Origin of the sequence: Micrococcus sp. HSID17227 (genome assembly GCF_003989405.1) — a bacterium.
Taxonomy (GTDB): Bacteria; Actinomycetota; Actinomycetes; order Actinomycetales; family Micrococcaceae; genus Micrococcus; species Micrococcus luteus.
Map to the genome: position 1 here is coordinate 1 of NZ_RBLN01000036.1, position 14,575 is coordinate 14,575.

19 protein-coding genes and 2 pseudogenes are annotated in these 14,575 nt (G+C 73.3%); 11 read left to right on the forward strand and 10 right to left on the reverse strand.

All coding sequences use genetic code 11. The annotated features are described in order from the left end of the window. Positions 1-310, reverse strand: a pseudogene (locus D8M29_RS03705) (hypothetical protein); the annotation flags it as partial. A gap of 59 nt (positions 311-369) precedes the next feature. On the opposite strand from D8M29_RS03705, the gene D8M29_RS03710 reads away from it, so the two are divergent. From D8M29_RS03710 to D8M29_RS03720, 3 genes are all read left to right on the forward strand, one after another. Then, on the forward strand, positions 370-939 hold the full coding sequence (locus D8M29_RS03710; RefSeq protein ID WP_049145716.1) for an adenylate kinase: 570 nt from the start codon (positions 370-372) through the stop codon (positions 937-939). 124 nt (positions 940-1,063) lie between these two features. Further along, entirely contained in the window at positions 1,064-1,504 is a 441-nt protein-coding gene (locus D8M29_RS03715) for a hypothetical protein (protein ID WP_010080019.1), read from the forward strand. Between the two features lie 140 nt (positions 1,505-1,644). After that, positions 1,645-2,160, forward strand: coding sequence for a GNAT family N-acetyltransferase (locus tag D8M29_RS03720; RefSeq protein WP_049145708.1), 516 nt, complete (start codon positions 1,645-1,647; stop codon positions 2,158-2,160). A gap of 52 nt (positions 2,161-2,212) precedes the next feature. Here D8M29_RS03720 and D8M29_RS14110 read toward each other — a convergent pair whose 3' ends face one another. From D8M29_RS14110 to D8M29_RS03750, 8 genes and pseudogenes are all read right to left on the reverse strand, one after another. Next, positions 2,213-2,764, reverse strand: coding sequence for a hypothetical protein (locus D8M29_RS14110; RefSeq protein WP_225348748.1), 552 nt, complete (start codon positions 2,762-2,764; stop codon positions 2,213-2,215). Continuing rightward, the gene (locus D8M29_RS03730) at positions 2,761-3,333 is read right to left on the reverse strand and encodes a DUF2812 domain-containing protein (RefSeq protein ID WP_049145701.1); all 573 of its coding nucleotides are present in this window, start codon (positions 3,331-3,333) and stop codon (positions 2,761-2,763) included. Before D8M29_RS03730 ends, D8M29_RS14110 begins: the two co-directional genes overlap by 4 nt. 61 nt (positions 3,334-3,394) lie before the next feature. Then, complete coding sequence (locus D8M29_RS13580) at positions 3,395-3,574, reverse strand: hypothetical protein (RefSeq protein WP_158184041.1); 180 nt, start codon at positions 3,572-3,574, stop codon at positions 3,395-3,397. 121 nt (positions 3,575-3,695) lie between these two features. Further along, positions 3,696-3,857 (reverse strand): hypothetical protein, encoded by a 162-nt coding sequence (locus D8M29_RS13505; protein WP_153239435.1) that lies wholly within the window; start codon positions 3,855-3,857, stop codon positions 3,696-3,698. 286 nt (positions 3,858-4,143) lie between these two features. Then, positions 4,144-4,278 (reverse strand): annotated as a pseudogene (locus tag D8M29_RS14365) (GNAT family N-acetyltransferase); the annotation flags it as partial. A gap of 79 nt (positions 4,279-4,357) precedes the next feature. After that, on the reverse strand, positions 4,358-4,771 hold the full coding sequence (locus D8M29_RS03740; RefSeq protein ID WP_036339525.1) for a VOC family protein: 414 nt from the start codon (positions 4,769-4,771) through the stop codon (positions 4,358-4,360). A gap of 45 nt (positions 4,772-4,816) precedes the next feature. Next, positions 4,817-6,142, reverse strand: a complete 1,326-nt coding sequence (locus D8M29_RS03745; protein ID WP_233569958.1) for an MFS transporter — start codon at positions 6,140-6,142, stop codon at positions 4,817-4,819. After that, a complete protein-coding gene (locus D8M29_RS03750; protein ID WP_127445794.1) occupies positions 6,139-6,867 on the reverse strand; it encodes a class I SAM-dependent methyltransferase in 729 nt (242 codons plus the stop codon). Before D8M29_RS03750 ends, D8M29_RS03745 begins: the two co-directional genes overlap by 4 nt. 295 nt (positions 6,868-7,162) lie before the next feature. On the opposite strand from D8M29_RS03750, the gene D8M29_RS03755 reads away from it, so the two are divergent. From D8M29_RS03755 to D8M29_RS03785, 7 genes are all read left to right on the forward strand, one after another. Then, positions 7,163-8,512 (forward strand): O-acetylhomoserine aminocarboxypropyltransferase/cysteine synthase family protein, encoded by a 1,350-nt coding sequence (locus D8M29_RS03755; protein WP_127445795.1) that lies wholly within the window; start codon positions 7,163-7,165, stop codon positions 8,510-8,512. Between the two features lies 1 nt (position 8,513). Continuing rightward, on the forward strand, positions 8,514-9,824 hold the full coding sequence (locus tag D8M29_RS03760) for a cystathionine gamma-synthase (protein WP_127445796.1): 1,311 nt from the start codon (positions 8,514-8,516) through the stop codon (positions 9,822-9,824). After that, positions 9,821-10,867, forward strand: coding sequence for a putative oxygenase MesX (locus D8M29_RS03765; protein ID WP_127435210.1), 1,047 nt, complete (start codon positions 9,821-9,823; stop codon positions 10,865-10,867). The genes D8M29_RS03760 and D8M29_RS03765 overlap by 4 nt, the downstream gene beginning before the upstream one ends. Continuing rightward, positions 10,864-11,895, forward strand: coding sequence for a methionine synthase (locus tag D8M29_RS03770; RefSeq protein ID WP_127435211.1), 1,032 nt, complete (start codon positions 10,864-10,866; stop codon positions 11,893-11,895). Before D8M29_RS03765 ends, D8M29_RS03770 begins: the two co-directional genes overlap by 4 nt. A 196-nt stretch (positions 11,896-12,091) precedes the next feature. Next, complete coding sequence (locus D8M29_RS03775; RefSeq protein ID WP_036314941.1) at positions 12,092-12,433, forward strand: luciferase family protein; 342 nt, start codon at positions 12,092-12,094, stop codon at positions 12,431-12,433. A gap of 75 nt (positions 12,434-12,508) precedes the next feature. Continuing rightward, positions 12,509-13,021 carry a helix-turn-helix domain-containing protein gene (locus D8M29_RS03780; RefSeq protein WP_036314943.1) on the forward strand — a complete coding sequence of 171 codons (513 nt, stop codon included), beginning with the start codon at positions 12,509-12,511 and terminating at the stop codon, positions 13,019-13,021. Then, positions 13,021-13,608, forward strand: a complete 588-nt coding sequence (locus D8M29_RS03785; RefSeq protein ID WP_036314945.1) for a PIN domain-containing protein — start codon at positions 13,021-13,023, stop codon at positions 13,606-13,608. Before D8M29_RS03780 ends, D8M29_RS03785 begins: the two co-directional genes overlap by 1 nt. Positions 13,609-13,641: 33 nt before the next feature. On the opposite strand, the gene lysE is transcribed toward D8M29_RS03785, so the two are convergent. Next, positions 13,642-14,256, reverse strand: coding sequence for an L-lysine exporter (gene lysE / locus D8M29_RS03790; RefSeq protein WP_060973796.1), 615 nt, complete (start codon positions 14,254-14,256; stop codon positions 13,642-13,644). Positions 14,257-14,327: 71 nt separating this feature from the next. Here lysE and D8M29_RS03795 point away from each other — a divergent pair. Beyond that, positions 14,328-14,575 (forward strand): LysR family transcriptional regulator (locus tag D8M29_RS03795; protein WP_127445797.1); only part of this gene is annotated, 248 nt, incomplete at its 3' end.

The following is a 14,575-nucleotide window of genomic DNA, read 5'->3' on the forward strand; positions in this document are numbered from 1 at the left end:
TCAGCATCACGACGACGGCGGCCCCGTAAACCCGCAGCGCCCCGGGCGCCGGGGGCGGCAGGGCGGGCAGGGTCCGGCGGCGGAGCAGGACCGCCGCGAGGGCGAAGACGGCGAGGGCGACCGCCGCACTGCGGAGCATGCTCTGAGCGTCGCCGGGCAACCCGGCGATCCCGGCGAGCAGGAAGGCCATGCCGCCGACCACCCCGATCAGCCCGCCGAAGACCACCGGATGACCCGCCCGGCTGATCCCGCGGACGCGCTGGCCGTCCACGATCTGCCTGTGAGCGTTGCCTGTGTGCACCTGTGTCATCGTTCCCCTCCTGCTGTGTGCGACCGGGGCCATCGTGTCACGGCCGTTAGCCTCCTCCCATGCCCTCCGCCTCGATCGACCACGTGCGGCAGGCCCGCCGCGTCCTGTTCCACGGGGTCACGGGGGCCGGGAAGTCCACCGCGGCCGTGCGGCTCGGCGCTGTGCTCGGCCTGCCGGTCACCCTCGTGGACGAGGAGTTCGGCTGGCTGCCGGGCTGGGTCCCGCGGCCGGAGGCCGAGCAGACCGCCCTGGCGGACTCGGTCACGGCGGGGGAGGCCTGGGTGCTGGACTCCGCCTACGGCTTCTACCGGCCGATGGTCATGAAGCGGACCGACGTCGTCATCGCCCTGGACTACTCGCGGGCCCGGACCTTCACGCGCCTGGTGCGGCGCACGATCCGCCGGGTGGTGGGGCAGGGGGAGATGTGCAACGGCAACCGCGAGTCCTGGCGTCGGGTGCTCGGGGAGGAGTCGATCCTGCGCTGGCACGCCGCCACGTTCGACCGCAAGCGGGCATGGGCCCGGGAGCGGGAGGCCGCGGCGGAGGGGGCGCCGGTGCTGCGCCTGAGCACGCCGCGGCAGTGGGAGTGGGTGCTGGCCCGGCTGGAGGGCAGGCGGCAGGCTCCCTGAAGCACGCTGCTCCTCCGGACCTCACGTCGTGCTCAGGACCGCGTCCTCAGGACACGGTCCTGAGCAGAAGGGGAGGTCCTGCGGCCGCCTCGCCCTTCGTCCCGCGCTCTGACAGGGTGGGGCCATGGACGGGATGGAGCGGGAGAAGGTCTGGCACGTGCGGATCGCCGTCGCGGCGGCGCTCGTGGGATGCGCCGGCGTCGTGTCCGGACTGCGGCACGAGCTGGGGCTGGGATGGGCGGTCGGGCTGCTGACGGCGTGCCTCCTGGGCGTGGCCCTCGCCCTGCGCGACGTGCACCACCGGGTGGACCAGGAGGAGGCGGGGCGTCAGGTGTTCTACGCCGGCCGGGGGAGTACGGCGTGGTTCGCGGTGGTGATGGTGGGGGTCGCGATCGTGCCGGGCATGGTGATCCCCCTGCTCGCGGACGGGGCCGCCACGGCGCTGGGTGTGGGACTCTTCGCCGCCGTGCTGACCGCGGCGGCACACGGCGTGCTCGCGGCCACCACCACCGGGGAGCCGCAGCCCGAGCCGGTCCCGGTGCCGTTGCGCCGCGAGGACGGCTGAGAATCCGCTGCGGAAGTGACCCTTCTGAGGGCGGTGGCGGTCGCCAGAAGGGTCAGTTCCGCAGTGGATTCGGCGACGCCGGAGCACTCAGGAGCACGTCGGGCGCCGGGCGTCGGACGCTCCCGTGGCACCATCGGCTCATGCCCGAGCGCCCCGCCCCCACGCCGCCCGCCGCCACACCCGGCCCCGCCCCTGCCGTCCATGCCGCGGGCTTCGACGAGCTCGACCGGACGACGGCCTACCGCCTCTGGCAGCTGCGGTCGCTGGTGTTCGTCGTCGAGCAGGACTGCCCCTACCTGGACCTGGACGGCCGCGACCTCGAGCCGGCCACCGTCCACCTGTGGGTCGAGGACGAGGCGGGCACGCCCGTCGCCACGCTGCGGCTGCTGGACGACGGCGACGTCGCCCGCATCGGCCGCGTCGTCACCCACCCCGACGCGCGGGGCCGGGCCCTGGCCGGGGCGCTGCTGGACGAGGCGGTCGCCCGGATCGGCGGGCGGCCGAGCGTGCTGGACGCCCAGGCCCACCTGGCGCACTGGTACGCCCGCTGGGGCTACGCGCCGGACGGGCCGGAGTTCCTCGAGGACGGCATCCCGCACGTGCCGATGCGGCGGGCGGGGGCGGGTGCGACGGACGGGCGTCGCGCGCACACCTGAGAATCGACTGCGGAAGTGACCCTTCTGGGGGTGTCAGCGGGCGTCAGAGGGGTCACTTCTGCAGTCGATTCCGGACGTCGCCGCTCGACGTCGCCTGGGTCACCGTCGCCTGCAGCTCCGCGGCCGTCTCTGGATCCGGGGTCACCACAGTGAACCGCTGTCCGTCGTGGGTGGTGAGGACCAGCCCGGCGGGGCCGCCGAGGTCCAGGCGCACGCCGCGGCGGGAGCGGGCCCGCCCCGTCACCGGCCAGTTGATGTAGGCGACGCCCGGGCCGACGTCGTCCTGGACCTCCACCGTGGCCAGTGAGTCCAGGGGCAGCTCGCGGGAGTACAGCGGGGCCCGGAGGCGGAGTACGCCGGCGGCGGGGTCCGCCGCGAGCTCGATGCGGGCGCGCAGGAACGCCACCTGGCTCAGCCACACGACCAGCCCGAGGCTCACCGCGGCGATCACGAGGATGCCCGCCGACCGTAGGGCCTGATCCAGCACGAGCAAGAGGACCAAGGGGAGCGCCGTGACGAACACCAACGCCCACCCCAGCACCGCGTAGCCGGGCGGCGGCTCGACGACGGCGGTGCGCGCCGCCTCGGCCGGCGCGGTGGTCATCGGCGCCGGTCCGGGTCCGACGGGGGCTTCAGCCCGAACCGGACGATGTGGAACGCCAGACCCAGCAGCAAGAGCCCCCAGCCGATGAGTCCTCGCCATTCGAGGTCCGTGAAGGAGAGGACGTAGAGGCCCGCGACGGTGGCGAGCACCGCCGCAAGAGGCCAGTCGGCGGCCGCCATCGCCAGCACCACCAGGAGCACGGCGGCGATCGTCACTGCGGTGTACCGCAGGAACAGGGCGCGGTTGCCGAGCGCCTCCTCGAGTCGTGACTCCGTGCCGGTGTGGACGGGGGTGGTACCGGGGGCGGCCTTGAAGAGGCGGATGTGGCCGTAGGTGAGCGCGGGCGTCCAGCCGGCGGCCCGGAAGAGGTCGAAGTGGTGGTCGTCGGGGTCGGTCTCGTAGGACATGTCGAAGACGACGTCCTCGGGCTCGGCGTCCTCGAAGCGCCAGCCGTGGGCGGCCAGGGAGAACCCGGTCAGCCGCTGGCCGCGGCGGGCCGTGTCTTCGAACCTCGCGAGGTCCTTCTCCGGGGTGAAGGCCGGCCCACTGCTCATGCGTGTGGTGCTCATGTCGTCTCCATGATCTGGTCGGCCATCGCCAGGATTCCGCGCCGGCGCTCGATGTCGCTCATCAGGACGCCGCGTCCCCGGGGGTGAGGCGATGGACGCGTCGGGCGTCGTCGCCGTCGAACTCCTCGATGAACCCGGCATCCCTGAGCTTCTTCAACGTGGTGTGGAGATGCGGATCATCGGGGTCCCGCCACTCCCCGAGAATCATTGAGGGATATATCTCTGAGTGACACTCAGTCATCGACTGCCGGTGGGTGCAAGGGGATGGGGCATCGGATGCCGACCTTGACGCCCCCCCGGGCGCGACGACGCCCCGGATGCGCGCGGCACCCGGGGCGTCGTCGGTGGGACGAGGTGGTCGGTCAGTGGCCGTAGCCGCCCTCGTCGTTCTCCTCGGTCTCCTTCTCGGACTGCTCGGCCTTGGCCGCGAGGCCGTCGACCTCGGCGGGCGCCTGCTGCGCGGCCTGGTCCTGGTCGCCGGGGGCGTCGGAGTTCTTCGTCTCGGGGATCTGCTGATCAGCCATGGGTGCCCTCCTCAGGCGTGGTGGGAGGGGCGCCGGGTGAGCGCCCCCTGTCCGACGGCGCCCGGGGTGGGGTGGGCCGACGTCGTCGCAAGTCAACCAAGGGTCAGGCCGACACGCCCACCCCTGGCCCTCCTGCCGGAGGCCCCCGGGTCAGTCCTTGCCGGGCAGCAGGTCGCGGGCGGTCTCGGCGGCGCGCTGGAGCAGGGAGTCGTCCCCGCCGCCGGCCCAGGAGGGGTCGTGGGGCATCGGGCCCATCGGATCGGCCGCGTCCGGGTCGGGTCCACCGCTGCACCTCGTTGCGCGACTTGGCTCGCGGGTAGTAGCGCATGACCTCCGCGTCTCCGAGGAGCCTGCACATGTCGTCGAGGTCAGCGTCGGTCATGCACCGGAACGTGAGTCGATCGGTGGGTTGCGGGATCACCCGACGACCTTACCGACGGCACCGAACCGGCTTCTTGTCTTCGACATGTGCGTGAAACCGCCCCCGCGGTCTGCCGCGCTCACCCCACGAAGACGCAGAAGGGGTGGCCGGCCGGGTCCGCGAACACGTACAGGGGCTCGTCCTCGTCGTCGGAGCGGTCCAGGACGAGACGCCCGCCCAGGCGCAGCGCGTGGTCGTGGGCCGCGTCGAGGGACTCGCGGTCCGGCACGGTGAAATCCAGGTGCAGCTGCATCGGCACCTCGGGTGACGGCCACGTGCTGGGCTTCAGTTCCTCGGTGCGCTGGAATGTCAGGACGCGGCGGCCGTCGTCGTCCAGCAGCACGAGCCAGTCCGCGCTGTCCGGCTCGCGGCCGTCCGCGAGCTCGTCGCCCGCGCGGTAGTGGAGGCCGAGGAGCTCGCGGTAGAACTCCGCGACGGAACGGATGTCGGCGGCGTCGACGACCGGCTGCTGGAGCACGGGGCGGCTGACCATGGCCACACATTAAGCGACCTCGGCGTCCGCGTCAGCGTCTCGGCCTCAGTCGACGTCGTCGCGCCCCGCATCCACCCACCGCGCGGCCGGCACGACGGCGGCCAGCGAGACCACCGCCAGGACCTGCCACCCCGCGAGCGCCCAGCCGACCCCGAGCGTCGCCCCGAGCGCACCTCCCGCGAGGGTCGCCAGCGGCACGGAGCCCCGGGTGAGGGTGCGGCGCATCGCGGTGACCCGCCCGAGTGTGCCCTCGGGGCAGGCGCGGGCGGTCACGGCGGCCTGGGTGATGTTCCCGAGCAGGACCATGAACCCCCAGAGGGCGGCGCCGGCCAGCAGCCACGGCCCGGCATGAGCGCGGTCGGCGTAGGCCAGCAGGTGCAGCCCCACGGCCACGGCGCAGCCGACCGAGCCGAGGAGGATGCACCGGCGCTCGCCCAGGCGGTCGATGGCCCGGCCCGCCAGGGACGAGGCCGCCAGTGCCCCGACCGCACCGGCGGTGATCTGGACGCCCAGGAACTCCGGCCCGAGCCGCAGGTCGGTCAGGATCCAGACCGCCTCGACCGGGGCGAAGAGGGCCATGCCCACGTTGGCGGCCACCGACCCCATCGTCAGCAGCCACAGGACCGGGGTGCGCCGCAGCACCGTCCACCCCTCCGCGGCGTCCTTCCCGAACCGGGCCCAGCGGGACAGGACGTCCGCGACGCCGGGGTCCCCGTCGTCGTCCGGAATGTCCACCGCGGCGGAGGGCCGCAGCCGTACCCGGAGCGCGACGATCGCCGCCGCGAAGAGGAACGCCGTCGCGATGCCGAGCACGGGTCCCGCGCCCAGCGACCCGACGAGGACGCCCGCCGCGGCGGGCACGATCAACACGAGGGCGGCGTCGGCGGACTCGAGCCGCGCCGTCAGGCGGGCGACGGCGGTGGCCGGCACGACGCGCGGCACGAGCGCGGTCTGGGTGGTCTCGGCCAGCACCGTGAGCACGCCCAGCAGGGCCATGACGGCGGCGAGGTGACCGAACGTGAGCGCGTCGAACGCCCACGCCACGACGAGCGAGCCGAGCACCGCCGCCTTGGCGAGGCCGGTGGCCGCGAGCAGCCGCGGGCTGAGGTGCCGGTCCACCACGATGCCGATGGGCACGCCGAGCAGGAGGAATCCCAACCCGGAGAGCGTCATCAGCACGCCCATGCCGTCGGCGCCCACGCCGAGCAGGAGCACCGCCAGGACGTCCAGGGCGACGTCCGTGGCGGACCGGCCACCCGCGTCGAGGGCGTTGGAGGCGACCAGCCACCGCGCCCGTCCTTCCGGCGGCGGGGGCGTCTCAGCGTCAGGGGTGCGGGGGGCAGGCGTCTGACGACGCGGGTCCGTGCTCACCGCCACACGTGGAGCAGGTAGCCGTAGCTCAGCGACGTCGTTGCGGGGTGCTCGGCGAGCCACGCGTCGGCGACCCCTCGCTCGAACTCCAGCCGCAGGACGGCCTCGAGGTCGGCGCGGGAGTCGAAGGTCCACGAGCTCATGACCTCGCGGGTCTGGGCCCCGACGCCGGCCCACCACTCGCGCGCGTACGTGTCCTGGCCCTGCGCCGCCGCGTTCGTGCTCGCCCGCAGCAGCTCGGCGAACTGGCCGCGCTCGGTGTCGTTGTCGATCACCACGAGCGCGCCGCCGGGCCGCAGCACCCGGGTGACCTCGTCCAGGCCGGGTCGGACGTCCCAGCGCGGGTGCGGGAAGAAGTACGCGAACCGGGCATGCACGACGTCGACGCTCGCCTCCGGCAGCGGGATCTGCTCGGCCGAGCCGTACAGCACGCGCGCCCCGCCGGGGCGGGCGCGGGCGGCCCCCAGCAGGCGCACGTCCGGCTCGACGGCGATCGTCTCGGCCGCGTCGGCGTAGCGGGGCAGCCAGAAGCCGGTGCCCGCACCGAGGTCGAGCAGCGTCCGCCCGGCCCAAGGCGCCGCCTCCTGCAGCGCCGCCCAGAGGGCGCCCTCACGGTCCATGGCCGCGTTCTCTATCTCGTACAGCGCCGGGTCCACGCCCTGGTTGCCCGAGGGACGGAAGTCGGGCAGGCCCGTGGCCGGTCCGCCCGGTGTGCTCTGCGTCATGCCCGGGAGTCTGACACACCCCCCCTCCACGCCGGTCCGTCACACGGGTCTGCCACGGCCCGCCGCGCCCCGGAGAGGCTCCGGCCGGTCCTGGATGGCGCGGTGGCGGCTCATGTGACGCGCGAGCCGGCCGCCCGCTGGACTCGCGGCGGCCCACCGCGTGGGATGGGCTCACCACCCATCCAGAGCGGCCGAGAGATCTGGCTCGACGACGCCGCAGCAACCCGCCCGCCGGACCCGGACCCCCGGGAACGGCAGGCCCGGTGCTACCGCCAGGACCGATGGAGGAGAGCAGATGCCCCGTCACGCCACACAGCAAGTCCACGCCGGCTACGAGCCCGCCGCACCCCACCGGCCGGTCGTCCCGCCCATCCACCAGACCACGGCGTTCCGTTTCCCGGACCACGCCACGGCGGCATCGATGTTCCGGCTCGAGACCCCCGGCTTCACCTACAGCCGCACGGGCAACCCGACCGTCGCGGTGTTCGAGAACCGCCTCGCCGCACTGGAGGGCGGCATCGGCGCGATCGCCACGGCCACCGGCCAGGCCGCCGTCGCGCTGTCCCTGCTGGCGCTGCTGCAGGGCGACAAGCACCTGGTCGCCTCCAGCCAGCTCTACGGGGGCACCGTCGACCTGCTGACGGACACGTTCGCGGACTTCGGCATCGAGGTCACCTTCGCGGACCCGGCGGACCCGCCCGCGTGGGCCGCCGCGGTCCGGCCCGACACGCGCGCGTTCTTCCTCGAGGCCATCACCAACCCGCTCGCCACCCTCCCGGACCTGCCGGCGCTCGCGGACCTCGCCCACGCGGCCGGTGTGCCCGTGGTGGTGGACAGCACCCTCGCGACGCCGGCCCTCTACCGGCCGCTGGAGCACGGCGCCGACGTCGTCGTGCACTCGGCCACCAAGTTCCTCGGCGGGCACGGCGCGGTGCTCGGCGGCGCGATCGTGGACGGCGGCACGTTCGACTACGGCGCGGCGCCGGACCGGTGGCCGCAGCTGGCCCGGCCCAAGGCCCGCTACGGCGGGCAGACGCTGGTCGAGCGGCACGGCCGTGGCGCCTACCTGACGCTGGCCCGCAGCAAGTTCCTGCACGACCTCGGCCCCACCCTCGCCCCCGCGAGCGCGGCGCAGTTCATCCAGGGGCTCGAGACGCTCGACCTGCGCGTGGCCCGCCACACCGCCACCGCGCTGGCCGTGGCCCAACACCTGGCCGGGCACCCCGCGGTCGCGCGGGTGCACCACCCCGGTGTGGCCGGGCATCCCAGCGCGGCGCTGGCCGCCCGCGACTTCCCGGACGGCGTCGGCTCGGTGTTCTCCTTCGACCTGGCCTGCGGCCCCGAGGCCGTGGCCCCGTTCCTCGACGCGCTCGAGCTGTTTCAGCTGGTGGTCAACGTCGGCGACGCCCGGTCCCTCGTCTCCCACCCGGCGACCATGACGCACTGTCGCCTGACGCGGCAGCAGCGCGAGGCCGCCGGGATCGCCGAGACCACCGTCCGGCTCTCCATCGGGCTGGAGTGTCCCGACGACCTGATCGCGGACCTGGACCGCGCCCTGGCCGTGGTGTCCGCCGCCGGGCCGGCCGTCCCCGCCGCCACGCCCGCCGTCCCCGAGACCGCCGCCGTCACCCAGGAGGTGCGCTGAGATGACCGCCGTCCACCACACCACCCGCTCCGTGTCCCGTCCCGCCGTCCGCGGCTTCACCACCACCGCCGTGCACGCCGGCCAGGAGCCCGACCCGCTGACCGGCGCCGTGGTGCCGCCGATCTACCAGACCAGCACCTTCGTGCAGGACGGCATCAACGTGCTGCGCGCCGGGCACGAGTACAGCCGGGGCTCCAACCCGACCCGGAACGGCTTCGAGACCCAGCTCGCCGCCCTCGAGCACGGCGACCGGGCGTTCGCGTTCGCCTCCGGGCTCGCCGCCGAGGACGCCCTCCTGCGGGCCGTGCTGCGCCCCGGCGACCACATCGTGCTGGGCGGCGACGGCTACGGCGGCACCCACCGCCTCATCACCACCGTCCTCGAGCCGTGGGGTGTGTCCAACACCCCCGTGGACATCACCGACCCGACGGCGGTCGCCGCGGCCGTCCGTCCCGGCCGCACCGCGCTGCTGTGGGTGGAGACGCCCTCCAACCCGCTGCTCGGCATCGCGGACCTGGCCGCCTGGGCGCAGATCGCCCACGACGCCGGCGCGCTGCTGGTCGTGGACAACACGTTCGCCTCGCCCTACCTCCAGCGGCCCCTCGACCTCGGCGCGGACGTCGTGGTGCACTCCACCACCAAGTACATCGGCGGGCACTCGGACGTGCTCGGCGGCGCCGTGGTGGTGGCCGACCGCGAGTTCCGCGGCCGGGCGCTGGCCGAGGCGGTGGCCTACCAGCAGTTCGCCGCCGGTGCGGTCGCCGGCCCGCAGGACTCCTACCTCGCCGCCCGCGGCCTCAAGACGCTCGGCCTGCGCATGGACCGGCACGGCGCCAACGCCGCCGCGCTCGCGGGCTGGCTGCAGGGCCGCCCCGAGGTCGCCCAGGTCTTCTACCCCGGGCTGCCCGACCACCCGGGCCATGCACTCGCCGCGCGGCAGATGGACGGCTTCGGCGGGATCGTCTCCATCCGGTTGGGTGGGGGAGAGGCCGCGGCCCGCGCGTTCGCCGAGGCCACCGAGCTGTTCGCGCTCTCGGTCAGCCTCGGCGGGGTCGAATCGCTGCTCTGCTACTCCTCCGAGATGACCCACGCCTCCGTGCGGGGCACGCCCCTGGCCGTCCCCACGGACCTGGTCCGGCTCTCCGTCGGCATCGAGGACGTGGCCGACCTGCAGGCGGACCTCGAGGCCGGCCTCCAGTTCGCCGCACGCGTCGCCGCCGGACGCGGGGCGCCGCCGCCGTCCGCCGTGCCCCGTCCCGCCCCCGCCCACCACCGCACCACCCACGCCCGCACCCCGGAGAGGACCCGATGAGCCACGCCACCCTTGTCCCGAGCACCGCGCCCACCCGCGTGGACGACCTGACGTTCAGCATCCACACCACGCCGTTCGACGAGGACTACACGCCCGCCGCCAGCACGCGCGCCACCACGAACTTCGCGAACCTCGCCCGCGGTGCGGACCGGCGGGAGAACCTGCGCGCCGCCCTGGCCATGATCGACGGGCGCCTCAACGACCTCGCCCCCTGGGACAACCCGGAGCGGGACCGCTACACGGCACGGATCGAGATCGTCTCGATCGACGTGCACTTCACCGCCGACGACGGCGCGGATGTCGACTTCCCGCTCATGGAGATGCTCGACGTGCGGGTGGTCGAGCGTGCGACGGGCGCTGTGCTCGGCCGCAGTGTGGGGAACAACTTCTCCTCCTACGTCCGCGACCACGACTTCTCCGTGGTGCTGCCCGCGCACGCGGCGACGTCGCCGGGGACCGAGGAGCCCGACGGCTTCGGCGACCTGCACGGGCGGCTGTTCCAGCACCTGCTCGACTCGCAGGCGTACCGGGAGCGGTTCCCGCAGCCGCCCGTGATCTGCATCAGCGTGTCCACGAGCCGCACCTACCGGCGGCTGACGAACGAGCACCCGGTGCTCGGGGTCGAGTACCGCCAGGACGAGCCCTCCCGCACGGACCGCTACTTCGGCCGGATGGGCCTGGGGATCCGGTGCTTCCTGCCGCGCGGGGCCGTGGCGCCGCTGGCGTTCTACTCGCGGGGAGACCTGCTCAACGACCACGCGAACCTCTCCCTGGCCGGGCTGATCGCCACCATGGAGACCTTCCAGCGGATCTACCGGCCGGAGATCTACAACGCGAACGCCGGGGCCGGCGAGGTCTACCGGCCGCGTCTGGACCACGGCGACTTCTCGCAGACCCGGATCGCCTACGACCGCGAGGAGCGGGCCCGCCTCGGCCGGGAGCAGGGGGAGTACACGCAGGCGCACTTCGTGGGCCCGCACCGCGACCTGCTGGAGCGCTGGGCCGCCGCCCACGCCGCACGAGACACCGAGGAGACCCGATGACCACCCTGATCCCCACCACCCTCGTCGGCAGCCTGCCGAAGCCCGGCTGGCTCGCCGAGGAGGAGACGCTCTGGTCGCCCTGGAAGCTCGAGGGGGAGCAGCTGCGCGAGGGCAAGCTCGACGCGCTCGCCCTCGCCGTGGCCGATCAGGAGCGTGCGGGCATCGACATCGTCTGCGACGGCGAGCAGACCCGCCAGCACTTCGTCACCACGTTCATCGAGCACCTCGGCGGTGTGGACTTCGACCGGCGCGAGACGGTGCGGATCCGCGACCGGTACGACGCGAGCGTGCCGACCGTCGTCGGGGAGGTGGGCCGGCCGGCGCCGGTGTTCGTGGACGACGCGAAGGCTCTGCGCGCCCGGACGGACCGGCCCATCAAGTGGACCCTGCCCGGGCCGATGACCATGATCGACACCCTCGCCGACCGCCACTACGGCAGCCGCGAGAAGCTCGCGTGGGAGTTCGCGCGCATCCTCAACGAGGAGGCGCGGGAGCTGGCGGCGGTGGGCGTCGACGTCGTGCAGTTCGACGAGCCCGCGTTCAACGTGTTCTTCGACGACGTCCGCGACTGGGGCGTGGCGACGCTCGAGCGTGCGGCCGAGGGCCTGACGTGTGAGACGGCCGTGCACATCTGTTACGGCTACGGGATCAAGGCGAACAACGACTGGAAGGCCACGCTCGGGGAGGAGTGGCGCCAGTACGAGACGTCGTTCCCGCTGCTGCGCGAGTCCACGATCGACACGATCGCCCTGGAGCGGCACCACTCCCGGGTGCCGGCGGAGCTCATCGGCCTGCTGCGCGGCAAGAAGGTGATGGTCGGCGCGATCGACGTGGCGAGCGACGAGATCGAGACGCCCGAGGAGGTCGCGGCGACCCTCCGGGAGACCCTCGAGTTCGTGGACGCGGACAAGCTGATCGCGAGCACCAACTGCGGCATGGCGCCGCTGGCTCGCTCCGTGGCGCGGGACAAGACCGCCGCGCTCGTGGCCGGCGCGCGGATCCTCCGGGAGGAGCTGGGCGGGGAGTGAGGGGGGCCTGATGGCCTTGCCTGGCCGGCGGGGCCCCGTCAGGATCGTCTGCATGGATCCTGATGCGAGCCCCCGTGTCCGGCTCACCGCTGACGATCCCCGGCCGGGCAGTCGTCCCGCGACGTCGACCGAGGGGCCCCACCGACAGCTTGATCAGCGATCATCGCCGGAGCTGTGGGGCCGTCTGGTCGCTGCGGTGTTCGCCCTCGACGGCGTCGAGGAGGGCCACAGCACCGTCTCGCCAGCAACGTCGCGCGCCCTCCACCTGACAGGCCGGCCGGAGGAGCGCACCCCGGAGGTCAACCTCTCACCAGGCCGGCGCTGGGAGCCGGTGCACCTGCATGGGGTGGACGACACGTCAGTGCACCTCGTCCTGGCGCCCGAGCGCGGCGTCCGTCTGGCCGAGCTCGGATGGCTCGAACCGCATGGCTACGCGGACTTCGGCACGGAGTGGATGCTCTACGGTCCGCGGGACGAGGCAGAGCTGGCCGTCGTCGTCGGGATCATCGAGGAGTCGCTCGCCTACGCGCGCGGTTGACGCAGCGCCCCGGAGCGGGGAAGCGGACGCGAGAGGAAACTGCGAATTTTTCGTTTTCGCGGGTAGTCTTGTTCCATGACTGCGACGGTGAATGACAAGCACACGGTGCTGCCGCCGACGGACCTCGAGGAGATGCTCGACGTCGGCAGGTTCCTCGACGGCCTGACGCAGCCGGCCGCCCTGGTCGGCCCTGATGGGCAGAAGGTCCCCCTGCCGCCAGAGGCTTTCAACGTCCTGCGGGACGTCGTCGAGGCGATGCGGGTGGGCAAGGCCATCACGGTGGCACCCGTCGACCAGCTGCTCACGACACAGGAGGCGGCGAACTTCCTCGGCATCAGTCGTCCCACGCTGGTGAGGCTGCTCGAGGAGGGCGCGTTGCCGTACGAGAGGACGACCGGTGGTCGGCACCGACGCATCCGGCTCCAAGACGTCGTGTCCTATCAGCAGCGGAAGCGCGGGGAGCGGCGTGCCTCGCTGAGCGACCTCGTAGGGGAGGCCTCGTCTGCGGGGCTCTACGACCAGAAGGCGGAGTCCTACCGCGAGGCGTTGCGTCAGGCTCGCGCCGACCTCCGGGGTGAGCGCGGGTAGTGGCGCGCTTCAGCGCGGTGCTCGACGCGTGCGTCCTCGTGCCCATCGCCCAAGCGGACACCTTGCTGCATCTGGCCGAGGCGGGCCTCTATCGGCCGGTATGGAGCGGGCGGATCCTCGACGAGACGGTGCGCGCACTGGAAGCGATGCATCCAGACATGCGTGCGTCGGGGGCGGCGCGTCACCGTGCCGGGGTCATGGACGCCGCCTTCGACGACGCGCGGGTCGAGGGGTGGGAGCAGCTCGTGCCCGGGATTGATCTTCCGGACCCCGATGATCGGCATGTGGTCGCCGCCGCGATCCAGGGACGTGCTGACCTGATCGTCACGGCGAATCTGAAGGACTTCCCGCGGGAGGTCGTTGAGTCCTTCGACATCGAGGTGCAGAGTCCGGATGAGTTTTTCATGAACCAGCTCGACCTGGACCCGGCTCGAGTGATGACGGCCCTCGCAGCCCAAGCGGGCGCGACACGGAATCCTCCGTTGACCGTCAGGGACGTCCTTGAGCGGCTGGTGCCGTGCGGTGCACCCCTGTTCGCGGAGGCCGCACGAGCCCAGCTCTGGCGGGTCGACGTTGAGCGACCTTGATTCAGCCCGACGCCAGAACCGGCGTCTGTCGGCTCACCCCCACACGCCGGAACCGGCGATGAGCCGGACCGCGAGCACCGCCATGACCACCGCGATCACCACGTCCACCACGCGCCACGCCTTCGGGTCGGCGAGCACCCGGGCCAGCAGGCGCGCGCCGTAGCCGAGCGCGGTGAACCACAGGACCGAGGCGGCGACGGCGCCGGCGGCGAAGACCCACCGCGCGTCGGGACCGTGCTGGTTGGCGAGGCTGCCCAGCAGCACCACGGTGTCCAGGTAGACGTGCGGGTTGAGCCAGGTCAGTGCGAGCGTGGTGGCGACGACCGAGCCCGCGGTCCGCGGCGCCTGCTCGGCCACGAGCCCCTGCGGGCGCAGCGCGGCACGCAGGGAGGAGACCGCGAACCAGAGCAGGTACAGGGCGCCGCCCCAGCGCAGCACCTCGAGCAGCCACGGCACGGCCTGCACGAGCGCACCCACCCCGGCGGTCCCGGCCAGGATCAGCACGGCGTCCGAGGCCATGCACACCAGCACGACGGCGCCCACATGCTCCCGGCGCACGCCCTGGCGGAGCACGAAGGCGTTCTGGGCGCCGATGGCGACGATGAGGGCGAGTCCGGTGAGCAGGCCGGTGCCGGCGAGGGTCCACATGGGTGAGGACGCTAGGGCCCGGCCGGGCCTGAGCCAAACGAAGAGAACTGCAGGTGCCTAAGCTCTGCTTCATGAACCTTGATCAGCTGCAGGCGCTGCGTGCGATCGCGGACGAGGGCTCGTTCGAGGCGGCCGCGTACGAGCTCGGCGTCAGCGCCTCGGCGGTCAGCCAGCGCATCCGCGCCCTGGAGCGGGAGGTGGGCCAGGTGCTGCTCCGGCGCGGCACACCCTGCGAGCCGACCGAGGCCGGCGTCGGCCTGGTGCGCGTGGCCCGGCACATGCGGGTGCTCGAACAGGAGGCGTGGGCCGGGCTGGGCCG